Origin of the sequence: Saccharopolyspora elongata (assembly GCF_004348985.1) — a bacterium.
In the GTDB taxonomy this organism is placed as follows: Bacteria; Actinomycetota; Actinomycetes; order Mycobacteriales; family Pseudonocardiaceae; genus Saccharopolyspora; species Saccharopolyspora elongata.
In genome coordinates this window covers 1-17,421 of the sequence record NZ_SMKW01000006.1, presented here as the reverse complement: position 1 = coordinate 17,421, position 17,421 = coordinate 1, and the positions used below count along the sequence as shown (strand labels likewise).

The following is a 17,421-nucleotide window of genomic DNA, read 5'->3' as shown; positions in this document are numbered from 1 at the left end:
GTCAGCGCAGGTTTCCGGCGCCCACCGGGGAGAACTCGCGCAACGCCCGGTCCACCCTGGCCAGGGTGTCGGCGTGCAGGCCGATCCGGGCCGCTTCGAGGTTCTCGGTGATGTGCGCGGGCGTCCGCGATCCGGGAATCGGCACCACGGCCGGATCCTGGTGCAGCAGCCAGGAAAGCGCGAGCTGGCCGGGCGAGATGCCCAGTTCCGCGGCCAGCGACCGGATCGGCGCGTAGCGGTCGTTGTTGGCGGCCAGGTGCGCCGCGTCGAAGCGCGGGATGTTGCGCCGGAAGTCGCCCTCGGCGACCTCCCGGACCGTGCCGGTGAGGAACCCGCCGCCCAGCGGGCTCCACGCCACCACGCCCACCCCCAGCTCGCGGGCGGTGGCAAGCAGGTCCGCGTCGATCGGCTGCCACATCGACCACTGGGTCTGCACCGCGGCGACCGGGTGCACGGCGTGCGCCCGGCGCAGCTGATCCGCATCCACATTGGACAGACCGAGGTGCCGAACCAGCCCGTCCCGGATCAGCTCGGCGACCGCGCCCACGGTGTCCTCGATCGGCACGACCGGGTCCGGGAAGTGCGGGTAGTACAGGTCGATCCGGTCGGTGCCGAGGTTGGCGAGGCTCTGCTCGGCGTAGCCGCGGACGTGCTTCGGCTCGGCGTTCACCGCCAGCTCGCCGAAGGCGTAGTTCACCGGGAACTGGTGCGGCTCCGCACCCTCCGGGATCCGGAAGCCGAACTTCGTGGCGATCACGACGTCGTCCCGGCGGCCGCGCACGGCCTCGCCGATGATGCGCTCGTTGTGCCCGTCCGCGCCGTAACCGTCGCTGGTGTCGATTAACGTCGTGCCTGCGTCGAGCGCGTGGCGCAGCGCCCGGACCGCCCGGTCGTCGTCGATCTCGCCGTACATGCCGGGCGACAGCACCATCGCGCCGAATCCGATGGCCGAAACGTCGAGGCCGCCCAGGGACCGGGCGGGAAGTTCTCCAGTCATGGCAACGATCTTCCGGCCGATCCGGCACGATGTCGAAGATCCGCTGCTATAACCGATGGTTATGGACGTCCACCTGCGCCACCTGCGGTACTTCCTCGCGGTGGCCGAGGAGCTGCACTTCACCCGGGCTGCGCAACGGCTCTTCGTCTCGCAGCCCGCGCTGTCGAAGCAGATCCGGGTGCTCGAACGCGAGCTCGGCTTCGACCTCTTCGAGCGCCGATCGCGCGACGTGGTGCTCACCCCGCAAGGCGAAGCGCTGCTGCCCGGAGCCACCGCGACGGTCGCCGCGTGGGAACGCGCGCAGCAAGCCGCACGAGAAGCGGCGGAGCAACGCGAACTGGTCGTCGGCATGCAGACCGCCGTCGGCCGCGGCCTGCAGCGCCGGGCGATGCGCCGGTTCGGCGAGCAGATGCCGAACTGCCGCGTGGTGCTGCGGCTCGTGGACTGGACGGACCCGACCGCGGGACTCGCGGACGGCAGCTCCGACGTCGCGTTCGTCTGGCGGCCGGTGCAACCGCGCGACATCAGCACCCGGACGTTGTTCAGCGAGCGGCGGGTGGTCGCCCTGCCGGACGACAACCTGCTGGCGGGCAAGGAGGAAATCCCGTTCGCCGACCTGCTCGACGAACCGTTCATCGCGCTCCCGCCGGAAGCGGCCGAGCTCCGCGACTTCTGGCTGGCCACCGATGCCCGGCAGGGCCGCGCGCCGGTGATCGGCGCGGTCGCGGAGGCAGCGGACGAGGTGTTCGAGGCCATCGCGGCGGGGCTGGGCGTGGTGCTCCTCGCGGAGGGCAACGCGGAGCTCTACGCCCGCCCCGGCATCACCACGCGGCCGGTCGCCGGGTTGTCCCCGGCGGAACTCGCTATCGCCTGGCGCGCCGAAGACACGCGTCCGGCGGTCCACGCCTTCCTCACGGCTCTGGCAGCTGAGCCGCCGCGCTCGGATTCCTCCCAATTTTAGGCAAAATCGGGAACCACCAAGCAGCCCCGGCCCCGGCAGAGATGTCCGATTTTGCCTAAATTTGGGCGTTTTCGCGCCCACTGGATGGGATCGCGGGCCGCGGCAGGAACTGTCCGGCGCCGGGCGACGTCTCCCAGAACGTCGATCCTCGCTTAGGAGAACTGGTGACCTCTGCCCCGCCGGCCCCGCAAGCCCAGGCGGCCGACAAGCCCCAGCCCGGGCGCCTGTCACGCAACGCCGCGTTCTGGGCCCTCGCCGCCACGCTGCTCGCCTTCATGTGCGCCGCCGCGGCCCCGTCCCCGCTCTACTCCGTCTGCCAGGCCGAATGGCACTTCTCCGCGATCACGCTCACGGTGGTCTTCGCGGTCTACGCGATCGCGCTCCTCGCTGCGCTCGTCACCGTCGGCGCCCTGTCCGACCACATCGGTCGCCGCCCGGCGCTGCTCGCCGCGCTCGCCACCCAGGCCGTCGCCATGCTCGCGTTCATCACCGCCGATAGCAGCGGCTGGCTGCTCGCGGCACGCATCTTGCAAGGCCTCGCAACGGGTTTGGCGACCGGCGCGACCAGCGCCTGCCTGGTCGACCTCCGCCCGAAGCTGGCCCCGCTGATCAACACCGCCACCCCGGGCATCGGCCTCGGCGCCGGCGGGATCGGTTCGGGCCTGCTCGTCGAGTACGCGCCCGCCCCGACCACGCTGGTCTACGTGCTGCTCCTCGCGGCGTGCGCGGTGGCCGCCGTCGGCATCGCGCTGATGCCCGAGACGTCGCCGCGACGGCCCGGTGCGCTGGCTTCGCTGCGGCCCAGGATCGGTGTGCCCGCCGACGCCCGCGGCCGGTTCCTCACCGTGGTGCCGATCCTGATCACCACCTGGTCGATGACCGGCTTCTACATGTCGCTGGGTCCGTCCCTGGCCATCGAACTGCTGGGCATCACCAACCACCTGATGGGCGGCTTCGTGGTCTGCTGCCTGATGGGCACGAGCGCGATCGGCTCGGTCGCGTTCCGCAGCGTCGCCCCGCGCACTGCGATCATCGCCGGCGTGCCGACGCTGCTGGTGGGCCTGGCCGGCACCCTCGCCGCGCTGGCCACGACCTCGGCGCCGGTGTTCTTCGGCAGCACGGTGATCACCGGATTCGGCTTCGGCGCCGCGTTCCTCGGCGCGTTCGGCAGCGTGTCCCGGCTGGCTGCGCCGGACAGCCGCGCGGCCCTGTTCGCGACGGTGTACACGGTCAACTACTCGGCCTTCAGCCTCCCGGCGGTGGCGGCGGGCATCGCCGTGACGTGGGTCGGCCTGGGCGTGACCGCCAACGCCTACGCGATCGCCGTCGCGGTGGTGGCCGCCATCGGCCTGCTCGCCGCGCTGCGGACCGAGCACTGACCGGGGGATCTTCCGGGCTGAGGCTTGGTGCCCGGGCTACCGGGGCCGTGCTGCTCACCGGGGGTGCAGCCATGCCGGAGCCTCTCGAGTACGTCGTGGACGACCGCGAATTCGAGGAGAAACGCCTGCTCGAACAGAGTGCTCGACCCGCTGACGCACCGCCTGTTCGCCGAGTCGGGATTGGCGCCCGGGATGCGGGTGCTCGACCTAGGCAGCGGAGCGCCTCTACGGCGCCTGGGCCACCAAGTAGCGGGCCCTAGGGGCCGGATCGGGGAGATTCCCGGGGCTCCGCCGGATGTCCGCCGGTGAGGCGATCCGCAGTCTGGTGCGGTGTCGAAGCGAAACTCGCAGCGGTGGCGGCAGGCAGTCGTCTGGCTGCACGTGATCACCTCCGTGGGCTGGATGGCCCAGGCGCTGGTGCTTTTCACCCTGCTGGCGACGAGCACCACCAGCGACGATCCCGCGGTCCGGATCGGCGCGACCTCGATGGCACACGTCGTGGACACGCAGCTGCTCGCGCCGTTCGCCAACGCCGCGGCGTTCACCGGCTTCATGCTCGCGGCGTCGACGCCCTGGGGCTTCTTCCGGAACTGGTGGGTGCTGGCGAAGTTCGCGATCACCATCGTCCAGCTCTACGCCGGGATCTTCCTACTCTCCGACGCGCTGGAAGGCTCGGTCGAAGCGGCCCGGGCGGGCCTGGCCCCACCGCCGGCGCTGCTGGCCGGCACCGCGCTTATGGCCTCGGCGATCGCCTTCCAGGCGTGGCTGTCCGTCGCGAAGCCCTGGCGCCGCACCGGTTGGGCGGCGAAGGAGAAGCTGCCGACCGCCTCGAACCGCGTCTTCGCCGCGACGGTGGCCGCGCCGCTGGTCGACCTCGCGATCGGCCTGTCCCTCGGCTTCCCCTCCCCGCTGTGCCAGCTCGTCGTCCTGGCCGCCCGCCTGGTCGCCCGGCGCCGGCAGCTCCGGCCTCAGCTCGCCGGGAGCCGGTTGGCGTAGATCGCGACGCTGCCGATCAGCAGCAGGGCGACGATCGAGAGCAGGCCCACCACCGTGCTCCCGGTGGCGTCCTTGACGAAGCCGATCAGCGTCGGGCTGATGAACCCGCCGAGCAGGCCGATGCTGTTGATCAGCGCGATCCCGCCGGCCGCCGCCGTGCCCTTCAGGTAGGTCGACGGCATCGCCCAGAACACCGTGTACGACGCCCACATGCACGCGGTGGCGACGATGATGGCGATCAGCGAAACGGCGAAGCTGCTGGCCGTGAAGGCCGCGACAGCGAGCGCGATCGCGCTGACCAGCGCGGTGATCGAGCTGTGCAACCGGCGCTCGCCAGTGCGATCCGACCGCCGCCCCAGCACGATCATCAGCACGATCGCGAACGCGTACGGCAGCGCCGAGTAGAGGCCGATCGTGACGGTGTCGGTGAGCCCGTTCTCCTTGAGGATCGTCGGCAGCCAGAAGCTCACCGCGTACAGGCCGCTGATCAGGCAGAAGTAGCCGATCGCCAGGGCGTAGACGCGCGGGTCGCGCAGCACCTGCCGGAAGCTGTGCGTCCCCTTGTCCCGGTCCACCGCGAGGTCCCGGCGCAGCAGCTCCTTCTCCTCTGCGCTGAGCCACTTCGCCTGGTCCGGGGTGTCGGCCAGCGTCAGCCAGACGACGACCGCGAGCACCACGCACGGCAGGCCTTCCAGCAGGAACATCCACTGCCAGCCGTGCAATCCGGCGACGCCCTCGAAGTTGGTGATCAGCCACGAGGAGACCGGACCGCCGAGCATCGAGCCGATCGGGCCGGGCAGCATCAGCAACCCCATCGCCGCCGCCATCCGCGCCGGCGGGTACCAGTACGTGAGGTAGAAGATGATGCCGGGCGCGAAGCCGGCCTCGAACACGCCTAGCAGGAAGCGCAGGACGTAGAACGACGTCGCGTCGCTGACGAACATCATCGCCGCCGAGGTGAGCCCCCAGAGGACCATGATGCGGAAGATCGTCTTGCGGGTGCCGATCTTCGCCAGCAGCAGGTTGCTGGGCACCTCGAAGATCACGTAGCCGAGGAAGAAGATCCCGGCGGCCAGCCCGTAGACCGACTCGCTGATCCCGACGTCCTCCTGCATCTGCAGCTTGGCGAACCCGATGTTGACGCGGTCCAGGTACGCGAAGGTGTAGCAGAGGATGAGCAGCGGCAGGATCCGCCAGCCCACTCGCCGGTACAGGGCGTCGGGTGCCACGGCGGTGTTGGTCATGGTTGCTCCGTGCGGTTGCGGTGGCGACCGAAGACCGGTTCGCCGGGCAGGCGGTCGAGTTGGATCTGCTCGTCGCGGACCACGAAGGTGCCGCCCACGAGCACGTGGTCGATCCCGGTGGAGGGCCGGACCTGGGTTGCGGTGGCGCCGCTGGCGATCGCGCCGGGGTCGAACACCACGATGTCGGCGTCGGCGCCGACCTGGATCCGGCCCTTGCGCCTCATCGCGGGCGCCGCGGCTTCGAGGATCTGCGCCGGCAGCAGGGTGCAGCGCCGGACGGCTTCGGCCAGCGACAGCACGCCGAGCTCGCGGACCAGCCAGCCGAAGGTCCGCGCGTAGCAGCCGACGCTGCGCGGATGCGTGAAGATGTCGTCGGCGACCGGCCAGGTGTCACCGGCCTGCCCCGCCAGCGGCACCGCGTCCGAAGCGATCGCGGTGTCGGCGAACAGCAACGAGCGCTGCAGCGTCGCCAGGTCCGCCGGATCGGTTTCGTCGAGCCAGTCGAAGAGGATCAGCGCGCCGGGATCGGATTCCCGCAGCTCCGCCAGCCGCGCGGCGTCCGCGACGCGCTCCCCCGTGGCCAGGCAGAGGATGTTCTTCGGAACCATCCCGAGCCGGTGCAGCAGCTCGGGCGCCAGGAACGCCGCACCGATCACCGTCGACGCCGAGCCGTACGGGTAGGCCTCGGTGGTGACCTGCAGGCCGTATCCCCTGGCGCGGTCCACCGCGCCCGCGATGTCGTCGATCATCCGGTTCGACGTGCTGTTGATGTGGCACATGTGCATGTGCGCGCCGGTCCCGGCCGCCGCCGCGATCACCTCCAGCGCGCCTTCCAGCGAGGTCCCGGGCTCCTCGGTGGAGATGAACCGGGTGTGGGTGAACGTCGGCACGCCGAGCCGCGCGGCCAGCGAAGCCACCGCGAAGTACTCGTCGCGGCCCGAGTCGGGTGCATAGCCGACGAGCACCCCGATGCCGAGGGCGCCGTCGTGGATCTGCTCCTCCAGCAGGTCCAGCACCCGCGCCACATCGCGGGCACCGGCGGGCCGACGCCAGTTCGGCGCACCCTGGTGCTTCGAGAACATGTCGAACGACGTGCCCAGCGCGGCGTCGTCGAGCAGCCGCATCCGGGCCAGCGCCCAGCCCGCGGAGTAGCCGAAGTTGATCGGCCGCCCTTCGGCGGTCGCCTCGGCGTAGGCGGTCCGGACCGGCAGCGCACCGGCTTCCAGCTCCAGCGCCGTGGTCACGCCGTCGAGGGCCTGCAACCGCAGCCCGGTGACCGTCTGCGCGTGGCTGTGCATGTCGATGAAGCCCGGCGCGAGCACGCGGTCGGAGACGTCGACGACCGCATCGCCGGTCAGCCGGGACGCCGAGACGGCCGCGATCCGGCCGCCGCTGATGCCGACGTCGCGCACCTCGTCCAGGCCGGTCTCCGGGTCGATCACCCGTGCGCCCGCCAGGACCAGTTCGAACCGCTGCTCGCCGCTCACCATGCGATGCAGCGTGGGGAAACCTCGTCACAACAACCGCAGAACGATGGATATCTCCGCAAGAGCCGGTTTGAATGTCGGAAAACGACGCAGCCGTCATCCGGCCGTCACGCGCGAGGAGGTCGCCCGGTGCTGGACGAAGTGGATCTCGCGCTGGTGGACGCCCTGCAGATCAACCCGCGAGCGAGCTGGACCGCGCTGGCGGATGTGCTGGAGCTGGCGCCGATCACGCTGGCGCGCCGCTGGCAGCGGCTCACCGACGCCGGCGCCGCCTGGATCACCGTGGCGCTGGGCAACAGCTCGGCGAAGGGCGCGACCATCGAGTTCGCCTGCGCGCCCGGCACCGAGCTGCGGGTCGCGGAGCAGCTCGCCGAACTCCCGCACGCGATCACCGTCGGCGTGACCACCGGCGAGTACCAGGTCTTCGCGCTCGTCATGGCGCCGACGCTGGGCGCGATCTCCAACGTGCTGCTGCGGACCCTGCCGGTGCCGGCGGAGGTCACCAAGGTCCGCAGCCACGTCTTCGGCAGCACCTTCGGCGGCATCATCTGGCGGCTCGGCGTGATGAACCGGAGCCAGGCCGAGCAGGTCCGCGAAGCGGTCGGGCCGAGGCCGCGCGAGATCCGGCCGTTCGGCGCCGCCGACCGGGCCCTGTTCCTGGCGCTCGGCCACGACGGCAGGCGCAGCTACGCGAGCCTGGCGGCAGAGCTGAACACCTCGCCGCAGGCGGTGAAGCGCCGCCTTGACCGGCTCCGCCGCCACGGCGACATCGCCTTCCGCTGCGACGTGGCCCGGCCGCTGGCGGGCTGGCACGCAATGGCGCTGCTGTGGCTGGCGGTTCCGGACACGGAGGTGCAGCGCATCGGCAAATCCCTCGGCGGCTGGCCGGAGACCCGGCACTGCGCGGCGGTCGCGAGCCCGACGAACCTCGGCCTGATCGTGGGCCTGCGCTCGCTGAACCACCTGGACGACCTGCTGATCCGGATCGCCCACGACCACCCCGAGGCCAAGGTGGTGGACCGGAAGCTGGTCCTGCGCACGACCAAGGTCCACGGCCGGATCCTCGACGACGAGGGCCGGAGCGCCAGGGTCGTCCCGGTGGACCCCTGGGCGGCCCTCCCGACGTAGCGGAGTCCTTTGGGCTGTTGCAGAGGCTGTTTCGGGGTGCGGTAGGGCGGGTTTTCGAAGCGGCGCAGCCGCTTGGCCCACCTACGCAACCGGCAAAACGAGTCTGGAACAAGCTCGATGCCAACCCAGAAGACTCACGGGTCGACCGACAGCGTCAACCCGTGCTCATGCGCGTAGGTGACCGCGTGCACCCGGGTCCGCAGACCGAGCTTGGCGAGGACCCGCGCGACGTGCGTTTCGACGGTGCCCTCCTCGATCCACAACGCTCGGGCGATCTCGCCGTTGCTCAACCCGCGCGCGACCTGCAGCAGCACTTCGCGTTCCCGTGCGGTCAGCCGGGCGAGGTCCGAGCCGGCGGGTTGCGGTGAAAGCCGCGCGAAGCGGCGGACCAGCCGCCCGGTGACCTGCGGGTCGATCAGGCCCTGGCCGCGGGCGGCAGCGCGCACGGCGTCGACGAGTAGCTGCGGATTGTTGTCCTTGAGCAGGAATCCGGTGGCGCCGACCCGCAACGCCTCGAAGCGCTGACGACCTTCGACCTGGACGAGTACCTCTTCTCCTGATCCCGTCGGCGCGGGCATGCCGGACGGCGTTGGTCAGCGCTTCCTGGGCCAGCCGGTAGCCACCGTGCTCGACCAGCGGCGGCAGTGCGGTGACCTTGCCGTGCCGGACAACGGTGATCGGGCACTCCGATGTGGACAACCGGTCGGCCAACGCCTCGACGTCGTCCAGGGCGGAGCCACCGGGGTCGTTGTCGTCACGCAGCGTCTCCAACAGCTCGCGAACCTCCCCCAAAGCGGCTGCGGCGAGGGAATCGACCGTGCCGAAAGCGGTCCCCGCGGCGGGCGGGAGGTCGCGCAGTGCGTCGAACCAGTTGGTCAACTCGTCGAGCTGGCGTTGCACGGCAGGCAAGGCGAAGAGCACCGGGTTCGGCCCGCCGGGGTCGACCACCAGCGTGCCGAGCTTGGTCGCCTGATCGCGGGCGGGAAGCTTCCCCAACCCGATCTCGATCTGCGCTCCCCCGGGCTGCGACCAATCCGCGGGAACGGCGATCTCGCCGCACCGCAGACCGTCGAAGCAGTCCCGCCAGGCAGATCTTCCTCCCCGTCAAAGGCTTCCGCCTGGACAGACGTTCGGCCAGCCGGGTCCCGTGAGTACTTTTTGACGCTATAACGGACAAAAAGCACTCACGGCCCGGAGCCGGCTCAGGACTCGTCCGCGACGCCGAGCTCGTAGGCGTGCAGGGTGTCGATGAACATCCGCCGCTGCTCCGGCGTCAGCGGCGCGAGCGCGTTGCGCCACGCGTCGGCGCCGCGGGCCAGCCAGCCGTCGATCGCGGGCAGCATCTCGTCGGTGATGCTGACGATCCGGCGTCGCCGGTCCGCCTCGTCCTCCCGCCGCTCCAGAACGCCTTTGCGGCTCAGCTCGCCGACCATCAGGCTCACCGTCGTCGGCGCCACTTCCAGCCTGGTGGCCAGCTCGTTCACCGTCATCGGCCCGTCGAAGAGCAGGTAGGACAGCAGCGAGAGGTGCCGCGGCGCAAGCGCGAGCGACTGGAGCTCGTCGGGGATCCGCAGCCTCTTGGCGCGCCCGACCAGCCGCGGCATGAGCAGCAGCAGCGCCCGGATCGCCTCGTCGACGCCCGGATCACGGTCCTTCGTTGACATCAACCACGTCCAACCAATAACTTTGTTTACAAAGAAGCTTTGCTTTCAAAGCAAACCTTCTCCTCCATCGATGCTACGACGACCGAAGAGGCCGACCATGCCACACTTCACCGTGAAACTGCACGAAGAGATGCTCGACGGGAGCACCGAGCGCAAGCTCATCGAAGCCCTGACCAATGCGGCGACCGAGGTGTACGGGGAGGACTTCCGGTCACTGGTGGTCGTGGAACTGTTCGGAATCCCCCGCCACCGCTGGGGTTCCGGCGGAGCACCGGCGACACGGGAGGCAGTGCAGGTCACCCTGAACATGCGCGAAGCGGGCCTGACCCGCCTCGACCCGGCGATACTGATCACGTCGATAACGGACGCGGCGACAGAGGTGTTCGGCACCCAGATCCGGGAAGAGGTGACCGTCCACCTGGTCGGCGTCCCCGCGGGACGCTCGGGAGTCGGCGGCGAGGTCGCCTGAAACCACTACCGGACCGAGGTCCGGGCGGCTTCGAGCCCGGCCAGCATGGCGTCGAGCGCGAAGTCGAAGCGGGAGTTCGAGCCCTGCCGCCGCTCAACACGAGCGGCGGCCTCGGCCAACAGCGGAAACTCTGCTGCGTCCACATCGGACAGATGTCGCACCTGCTCGGAAGCCTCCCGCCGACCACCGGTCACGACGTGCCCGACGACAACGCCTTCAGGCCCTCGCGGTCGGCCAGCGCCATGGCCGCTTCGAGCACGGCGCGACGAGTCAGCCCGGCGCGCTGACCACGAGTGCGACTGGCCGACATGGCGCCCTCCAACGCCTGCGCGATGCGTCGGCTGGGCGCCGAGCTCGGTGTGGAGGCGATGACCCTCTACCACCACGTGTCCAGCACAAAGACGCCCTGCTGGACGGCTTGGTCGAGCAGCTTCTTGCCGACGTCGTGGTGTCTCGGATCGACGGCGAGTCGTGGCAGGCCGGGCTGCGCGACTACGCGCATTCCTTGCTGGTCGCGATGCTCGCGCATCCCAACGTGGTTCCGCTGGTGGTCTCGCGTCCTGCTGTCACCTCGCGAGGCGCCACCCCCATTGAACGGCCGAGACAGGACGCTGGTCAGCAACCAGGCCGAGAACGCTCCTCCCGCGAGGAGCCCGCGAAAGGCGCCCCTCGCACCGTGGGGGGCTTGGGGGGCTCGGCCCCCCAAAATGATGCGGAACGCGAAAAGGCGAAGCGCCCTGCGCGAGCAGGGCGCTTCCACCGCGTGGAGGTGCCGGGAATCGAACCCGGGTCCTCCGTCGCCTCACCAAGACTTCTCCGTGCGCAGTCCGCTGTGTCTCTGCTCGGCTTCACCGGTCCCGCGAACTAGCCGGTGTGACAAGCCCAGTCGCTGTTTGATGTCCCACCAGGTCCCGCGACCGGACCTGGCGGTTAGAGCCTCCTAGCTGATGCCGGATCCCGGGTCGGAGGCAATCCCGGTCCGACAGAGTCGCTCCTCGCTCAGGCGGCGAGGGCGAACTCGCGCTGACTCTTGTCGGCGCTTATTCGATTGCGGCGACGCTCACGGTGGCCTCCCGCCTACACCGGCACGCTTCCCTTGGATCAACGTACGGAGTCGAAACCGTTCACCCCCTTGCAGCCGGCTCGTCCTTCGAACCGGTGTACACCAGCATAACGCCTCGCGTCCCGGCGATCATTCCCATATCCCTTAAACGATCAAGTTCCGAGCCCGAGCAGCCGGGACGGTGTGCCGTGCAGCACGGCGCGCAGGAAGTCCGCGCCGAGGCGGTCGTCGGCTTCGGCCCAGCTCGCGATGGCCGCGAGCTGTTCGGCGTACGGGTACGGGATGTTCGGGAAGTCGGTGCCCAGCACGATCCGGTCGGGGTGGGCGGCCAGCCTGGCCGGCCAGTCCGCGGGCAACGGCGCGATCCGTTCGGTGAAGGCGACTCCGATCATCGTGGTGTCGAGGTGCACGCCCGGATAGCGGTCCACGAGGTCCAGCGCCACCTCGTAGTCGGGCATGCCCGCGTGCGCCAGCACCGCGAGCAGCCGCGGGTGGCGCCGCAGCACGCCTTCGAACACGTCGAGCCCGGTGTGCTCGCCCTTCCGCGGGCCGTCGCCGCAGTGCACCACGGCCGGCACACCTGCCTCGGCGAGCAGTCCCCACGCCGAGTCGAGCAACTCGTCGCGCGGGTCGAAGGCGCCGACCTGGACGTGCACCTTCACGCACCGCGCCCCCGCGTCGAGCGCTTTGGCCAGGTAGTCCGCGACGTCGGGTTCCGGGAAGATCGTCGCCGTCGGCACCGCGTCGGGCGTGCGCCCGGCGAAGTCGATCGCCCAGTCGGTCAGCCAGGCCGCCATGTCCGGCCGGTGCGCGTAGACCAGCGGCGCGAAGGTCGTCACCCCGACATCGCGGAGCGCCTGGATCCGGGCCTCCTCGGCGTACCGGTAGTGGATCGGCCATTCGAAGCCGTAGTTCGTGCTCGCCGCGTCGAAGTAGGCCCAGACCTTGCTCAGGACCCGTTCCGGCAGGAAGTGCGTGTGGATGTCGACCAGCCCGGGCAGCCCCAGCTCGGCCACCCAGGCGGGCACATCCGCGTCGCTGCGCGGCGGCACTACCGCATGCCCTTGCGAGCCCGACCGATCGCCTTCTGCATCTCGCGGTCCGCGTCGCGCTTGGCCAGGTCCTGCCGCTTGTCGTGGGCCTTCTTGCCTCGCGCGAGGGCGAGTTCAACCTTCGCCTTCCCGTCGCTGAAGTACAGCGTCATCGGGATCAGGCTCAGCCCGCTCTCCTTGATCTTGCCGATCAGCCGGAGGATCTCGTGCTTGTGCAGCAGCAGCTTGCGGGACCGGCGCGGCTCGTGGTTGGTCCACGTGCCCTCGGTGTACTCCGGGATGTGCACGTTGCGCAGCCAGACCTCGCCGTCGTCGACGGTGGCGAAGCCGTCGACGAGCTGCGCCTTGCCCTGCCGCAGGCTCTTGACCTCGGTGCCGGTCAGCACGATGCCGGTTTCGTAGGTGTCCAGCACCGCCCAGTCGTGCCGCGCCTTGCGGTTCTGCGCGATGACCTTGCGGCCGCGTTCCTTCACCATACGAACAACTCTAGCTTTCGTGTCACGTGACTTTCGGTGCCGCAGCCTGCAACGCAGGCCGCGGCACCGATAATCCCGCTACAGCGGCCGCTTTGGTAGAGGATTTGATCTCTACCTTTAAGCAGCGCAGCCGCTTAGCTCACCCTCGCAACCCGCAACGCAACGCAAAGCGAGTCTGGAAACAGGCTCTACAGCCGGACGTACAGGCGGAGCGTTACGTAGCCGGTAATGGCCGAGACGGCCGCCGCGACGAGGAGCAGGATCGGCGAGATCAGCGCGATGTCGCCCCACTCGACGTTGGGGATGATGCCCGTGCCGAACACCGGCGACATGACCCGGTCGATGAAGGCGGCCTTGGAGATCAGCAGGCCGATGATCGCCAGGAACGCGCCGATGAGACCGGAGACCACGGCCTCCAGGAGGAACGGCAGCTGCGTGTACCAGCGGGTGGCGCCGACGAGGCGCATGATGCCGGTCTCGGTGCGCCGGGTGAACGCCGACAGCTGGATCGTGTTGGAGATCAGCAGCAGCGCGGCGAGCGCCTGCACCAGCGCGATCGAGAACGTCGCGTTGCGGATCCCGTTGAGCACGTCGAACAGCCGGTTCAGGTACTCGGCCTGGTCGACGACGCTGTCCACGCCGGGCCGCCCGCTGAACTGCTGCTGCAGCGCCGGGAAGCGCTCCTGGTCGGCCAGCTTGACGCGCAGCGAGGCGGGCATCGCCTCGGCGCGGGCCACGTCGCGCAGTTCGGGCTGCGACTCGAAGACCTTGTTGAAGTTCTCGAACGCCTTCTGCCGGTCCTCGTACTGCACCGACTCGACGCCCGGGACGCGCTTGAGGTCGGCCATGATGTTCGAGCACGGCTGCTGGGTGCAGTCCTTGTCGTTGGCGCTGACGTCATCGGTCATGAACACCACGACCTCGACGCGGTCCTGGTAGGTCTCCTGCATCTTGTCGATCATCCGGACCACGAGGAGACCACCGCCGAGCAGGCCGACCGAGATGGCGGTCGTCAGGATCATCGCGATGGTCATCGTCACGTTGCGCCGAAGGCCGTTGACGACCTCGCTGAATACGAAGCTCGCGCGCATCTTGTGTCAGCTTTCCTGCCGGTCGGGGGTGTTGTCCTCAGGTGCGGGGCGACCGCCGTCGGGGCTAAGTCGTGTTTTGTTTCGAAACACTCTCTAGCGGCCGACGCCGTAAACGCCGCGGGCATCGTCGCGGATGACCCGGCCGAGGCTGAGCTCGACGACGCGGCGCCGCATCGAGTCGACGATGGAGTGGTCGTGGGTGGCCATGACGACCGTGGTGCCGGTGCGGTTGATCCGCTCCAGCAGCAGCATGATGTCCTGGCTGGTGTCGGGGTCGAGGTTCCCGGTGGGCTCGTCGCAGAGCAGCACCAGCGGCCGGTTGACGAACGCCCGCGCGATCGCCACGCGCTGCTGCTCACCACCGGAGAGTTCGTGGGGCATCCGGTCGGCCTTGCCCTCGAGCCCCACCAGCTGCAGCACCTGCGGCACCACGCGGCGGATGTCGTTGCGGGGCTTGCCGATCACTTCCAGCGCGAAGGCGACGTTCTCCGCGACGGTCTTGTTGTTCAGCAGCCGGAAGTCCTGGAACACGCAGCCGATGCGCTGGCGCAGCCGCGGGACGCGGCGCCGCGGCAGCTTGGCGACGTTCCAGTCGGCGACGAAGACCTGACCGCGGGTGGGCACGTCCTCGCGCAGCAGCAGTCGCATGAACGTCGACTTGCCGGACCCGGAGGGCCCGATGAGGAACACGAACTCGCCCTTTTCGATGCCTACCGAGACATCGTCGAGAGCGGGCCTGGTCGACGTCTTGTACGTCTTGGACACGTGCTCAAGGCGGATCACGGGGCGTGAGTTTACCTGCGACCGTTAGGGGGACATCACTCACCCGGACCGGCGGCGGAACCGTCGATCACCTGCGACTTCGTCGCCGGTCAGGGCCTTGGCGCGCAGTGCAGGTCAGGCCACGCTCTGCTGCTGGCGGCGCCAGCGGATGCCGGCCTCCAGGAACCCGTCGATGTCGCCGTCGAGCACCGCGTCGGGGTTGCCGACCTCGTGCTCGGTGCGCAGGTCCTTGACCATCTGGTACGGGTGCAGCACGTAGGACCGCATCTGGTTGCCCCAGCTCGACCCGCTGTCCTTGAGGGCGTCCAGCTCGGCGCGCTCCTCTTCCTTCTTGCGGGCCAGCAGCTTGGACTGGAGCACGCGCATCGCGGCGGCCTTGTTCTGCAGCTGCGACTTCTCGTTCTGGCAGGACACCACGATGCCGGTCGGGATGTGCGTGATGCGCACGGCGGAGTCGGTGGTGTTCACGCTCTGCCCGCCGGGGCCGGAGGAGCGGAAGACGTCGACGCGGATGTCCTTCTCCGGGATGTCGACGTGGTCGGTCTCCTCCACGACCGGCAGCACCTCGACGCCGGCGAAGGAGGTCTGCCGCCGCCCCTGGTTGTCGAACGGCGAGATGCGCACCAGCCGGTGCGTGCCCTGCTCGACGGAGAGCGTGCCGTAGGCGTAGGGGGCGTTGACCCGGAACGTCGCCGACTTCAGGCCGGCCTCTTCGGCGTAGGACGTGTCGTAGACCTCGGCCGGGTAGGAGTGCCGCTCGGCCCAGCGCAGGTACATGCGCATCAGCATCTCGGCGAAGTCGGCCGCGTCGACACCGCCGGCCTCGGCGCGGATGGTCACCATCGCCTCGCGCGGGTCGTACTCGCCGGAGAGCAGGGTGCGCACCTCGAGGGCTTCGAGGTCCTTCCGGAGGCGGTCCTGCTCGTCGTCGGCCTCGGACAGCCCGGCGGTGTCGCCTTCGTCCTCGCTGAGCTCGTAGAGCACTTCGAGGTCTTCGACGCGCTGCCGCAGTTCGGTGATCTTGCGCAGTTCGGCCTGCCGGTGCACCAGCTGGCTGCTGACTCGCTGCGCGTGCTCGACGTCGTCCCACAGATCCGGCTTGGCGGCCTCGGCCTCGAGCTCGGCGATATTGGCGCGCAGGGCGTCCAGATCCATCACGCTCTCGATGCCTTCGAGGGTGTTGGACAGTTCCTTGAGCGAGGCAGCGACGTCGGGATTCACAGTGCTCAGCGTACTTCACCGGGCACGGGCCGCCCACGAGGACGGCCCGTTTCCGGTCATGAGCGGTTTTGGCCGTTGTGGCGACCGCCACCGCTCACGACTGTTCGGTCCGGGGTGGTTCAGTCCGGAATCGAGTCCAGCAGCTTGATGATCGCCCGGTTGTAGGACACGGTGAAGTCCGCGGCGGCCTTCTCGTACGGGTCGGTCGCGGCCTTGGCGGCGTTCTTCGCCTCGTCCATCTTCACCGCGTACTGGGCACGGGCCGCCTCGACCAGCCCGGAGCGCTGCTTCGGGGTCAGGGAACCCGAGTAGACCAGGCGGAGGATCAGCGGGCTGCGGACGTTGTCCGGCCCCGGCTCGGTGTTCAGCCACGACTTGAAGGCGCGCTTGCCGGCGGCCGTGATCGCGTACTGCTGGCTGGAGCGCGGACCCTGCTTGCCGAGGCGCAGCAGGCCGGCGTCGGTCAGCGCGGGCAGCTCGCGGTAAACCTGGCTGCGGGTCACGCTGAAGAACCCTCCGAAGCGCTCGGTGGCGGCCGCAACCAGCTGGCCACCGGTCTTCGGACCTTCGTGCAGTAGTCCCAACAGGGCAGCGGATGTCGCATTCAGCTCGGTCACATCTGCCACGGTGCCATGCCACCGCTTCGCTGTCCACAGTGGTCCCCAGTTCTGTCCACAGTGGTTGCAGTGGACTGGTCCAAGTGGACGAACGGTTGCGCCATTGGCGCGCGCTCCGGACGACTGGCGAAGCGGCGGCCCCGGACACGGGGCGCACACGCGGGCGGCCGAGTGTCTGCACTCATTGCGACGAGCATTCCCGGGGTTCGCCTGGATGGGGGGTCTTCCTGGCGCAATGAGGTGCTATCACGCTCTGGAGCTGCCCAACTACGACAGGTGACACGCACCCTGCACTTGGCCGACCAGTCGGCGGCCGATGAGAGGCCGGTTCAGGAGGTGCGGAGCGTGCATCGCAGTTGGTTGCGTACCAAGGTCAACGAGAGCAGGACCAGGGTGACCAACAAGGTCACCGAGCAAGCGAAGCGAGCCAAGGCACTGGTGCCCATGCAGAGAGAGGGCGAAGCCGACGCCTGCATCGTCTGCGGCCGAGCGATGCGCCCGACGAACACGGTCCGAGGAGATGGCCGGGTCTGCTCCCCGGCGTGCGCCCGCCAATGGGCCAAAGGCCTCTCATAAGAGAACGACCTGACAAAACGGAAAGCCCCCGACCGAAGTCGGAGGCTTTCCGTTCGAATAGTAGCGGGGACAGGATTCGAACCTGCGACCTCTGGGTTATGAGCCCAGCGAGCTACCGAGCTGCTCCACCCCGCGCCGTGTGCGTTTTTCTGTTGTACGGAGTACTTTACACACCCCGAAAACGCCCCGAACAAGGGGGTCCCCAAACCCCAAAACC

General features: G+C 69.3%; 18 protein-coding genes, 1 tRNA gene and 1 other RNA gene. 5 read left to right on the top strand and 15 right to left on the bottom strand.

What is annotated here, in order from left to right; translation table 11 throughout:
• Position 1: 1 nt before the first annotated feature.
• A complete protein-coding gene (locus tag E1288_RS06715; protein WP_207954221.1) occupies positions 2-997 on the bottom strand; it encodes an aldo/keto reductase in 996 nt (331 codons plus the stop codon).
• Positions 998-1,058: 61 nt separating this feature from the next.
• Here E1288_RS06715 and E1288_RS06710 point away from each other — a divergent pair, with 61 nt between their 5' ends.
• From E1288_RS06710 to E1288_RS06700, 3 genes are all read left to right on the top strand, one after another.
• A complete protein-coding gene (locus E1288_RS06710; RefSeq protein ID WP_132482318.1) occupies positions 1,059-1,958 on the top strand; it encodes a LysR substrate-binding domain-containing protein in 900 nt (299 codons plus the stop codon).
• Between the two features lie 164 nt (positions 1,959-2,122).
• Positions 2,123-3,337, top strand: a complete 1,215-nt coding sequence (locus tag E1288_RS06705; RefSeq protein WP_235883383.1) for an MFS transporter — start codon at positions 2,123-2,125, stop codon at positions 3,335-3,337.
• 402 nt (positions 3,338-3,739) lie between these two features.
• The gene (locus E1288_RS06700; RefSeq protein WP_235883402.1) at positions 3,740-4,333 is read left to right on the top strand and encodes a hypothetical protein; all 594 of its coding nucleotides are present in this window, start codon (positions 3,740-3,742) and stop codon (positions 4,331-4,333) included.
• On the opposite strand, the gene E1288_RS06695 is transcribed toward E1288_RS06700, so the two are convergent.
• A complete protein-coding gene (locus tag E1288_RS06695) occupies positions 4,306-5,577 on the bottom strand; it encodes an MFS transporter (protein ID WP_132482314.1) in 1,272 nt (423 codons plus the stop codon). The two genes, E1288_RS06700 and E1288_RS06695, sit on opposite strands and share 28 nt — an antisense overlap.
• On the bottom strand, positions 5,574-7,067 hold the full coding sequence (locus E1288_RS06690) for an amidohydrolase family protein (protein WP_132482312.1): 1,494 nt from the start codon (positions 7,065-7,067) through the stop codon (positions 5,574-5,576). The genes E1288_RS06695 and E1288_RS06690 overlap by 4 nt, the downstream gene beginning before the upstream one ends.
• Before the next feature lie 126 nt (positions 7,068-7,193).
• On the opposite strand from E1288_RS06690, the gene E1288_RS06685 reads away from it, so the two are divergent.
• Positions 7,194-8,192 carry an Lrp/AsnC family transcriptional regulator gene (locus tag E1288_RS06685; RefSeq protein WP_132482310.1) on the top strand — a complete coding sequence of 333 codons (999 nt, stop codon included), beginning with the start codon at positions 7,194-7,196 and terminating at the stop codon, positions 8,190-8,192.
• A 134-nt stretch (positions 8,193-8,326) separates the two neighbouring features.
• Here E1288_RS06685 and E1288_RS06680 read toward each other — a convergent pair whose 3' ends face one another.
• The gene (locus E1288_RS06680) at positions 8,327-8,770 is read right to left on the bottom strand and encodes a LuxR C-terminal-related transcriptional regulator (RefSeq protein WP_132482308.1); all 444 of its coding nucleotides are present in this window, start codon (positions 8,768-8,770) and stop codon (positions 8,327-8,329) included.
• Positions 8,771-9,394: 624 nt separating this feature from the next.
• Entirely contained in the window at positions 9,395-9,856 is a 462-nt protein-coding gene (locus E1288_RS06675) for a MarR family winged helix-turn-helix transcriptional regulator (RefSeq protein WP_132482306.1), read from the bottom strand.
• Positions 9,857-9,953: 97 nt separating this feature from the next.
• Here E1288_RS06675 and E1288_RS06670 point away from each other — a divergent pair, with 97 nt between their 5' ends.
• On the top strand, positions 9,954-10,325 hold the full coding sequence (locus E1288_RS06670) for a tautomerase family protein (protein ID WP_132482304.1): 372 nt from the start codon (positions 9,954-9,956) through the stop codon (positions 10,323-10,325).
• 5 nt (positions 10,326-10,330) lie between these two features.
• Here E1288_RS06670 and E1288_RS06665 read toward each other — a convergent pair whose 3' ends face one another.
• The 10 genes from E1288_RS06665 to E1288_RS06615 form a co-directional block, all read right to left on the bottom strand.
• Positions 10,331-10,519: a TetR/AcrR family transcriptional regulator C-terminal domain-containing protein gene (locus E1288_RS06665; protein ID WP_132482302.1), complete on the bottom strand. Its 189-nt coding sequence runs from the start codon at positions 10,517-10,519 to the stop codon at positions 10,331-10,333.
• A gap of 182 nt (positions 10,520-10,701) precedes the next feature.
• Positions 10,702-10,827: a hypothetical protein gene (locus tag E1288_RS49785; RefSeq protein ID WP_268951799.1), complete on the bottom strand. Its 126-nt coding sequence runs from the start codon at positions 10,825-10,827 to the stop codon at positions 10,702-10,704.
• Positions 10,828-11,086: 259 nt separating this feature from the next.
• Positions 11,087-11,457, bottom strand: a transfer-messenger RNA (tmRNA) gene (gene ssrA / locus E1288_RS06655).
• Between the two features lie 83 nt (positions 11,458-11,540).
• On the bottom strand, positions 11,541-12,440 hold the full coding sequence (locus E1288_RS06650; RefSeq protein ID WP_132482300.1) for an amidohydrolase family protein: 900 nt from the start codon (positions 12,438-12,440) through the stop codon (positions 11,541-11,543).
• Complete coding sequence (gene smpB, locus E1288_RS06645; protein ID WP_132482298.1) at positions 12,440-12,916, bottom strand: SsrA-binding protein SmpB; 477 nt, start codon at positions 12,914-12,916, stop codon at positions 12,440-12,442. The genes E1288_RS06650 and smpB overlap by 1 nt, the downstream gene beginning before the upstream one ends.
• Positions 12,917-13,104: 188 nt before the next feature.
• On the bottom strand, positions 13,105-14,007 hold the full coding sequence (gene ftsX / locus E1288_RS06640) for a permease-like cell division protein FtsX (protein ID WP_132482296.1): 903 nt from the start codon (positions 14,005-14,007) through the stop codon (positions 13,105-13,107).
• Between the two features lie 93 nt (positions 14,008-14,100).
• On the bottom strand, positions 14,101-14,790 hold the full coding sequence (gene ftsE, locus E1288_RS06635; RefSeq protein ID WP_093262250.1) for a cell division ATP-binding protein FtsE: 690 nt from the start codon (positions 14,788-14,790) through the stop codon (positions 14,101-14,103).
• 114 nt (positions 14,791-14,904) lie between these two features.
• Positions 14,905-16,011: a peptide chain release factor 2 gene (gene prfB, locus E1288_RS06630; protein ID WP_132482294.1), complete on the bottom strand. Its 1,107-nt coding sequence runs from the start codon at positions 16,009-16,011 to the stop codon at positions 14,905-14,907.
• 119 nt (positions 16,012-16,130) lie between these two features.
• Positions 16,131-16,628 (bottom strand): PadR family transcriptional regulator, encoded by a 498-nt coding sequence (locus tag E1288_RS06625; protein WP_165968011.1) that lies wholly within the window; start codon positions 16,626-16,628, stop codon positions 16,131-16,133.
• A gap of 637 nt (positions 16,629-17,265) precedes the next feature.
• Positions 17,266-17,339, bottom strand: a tRNA-Met gene (locus E1288_RS06615).
• Positions 17,340-17,421: the final 82 nt, after the last annotated feature.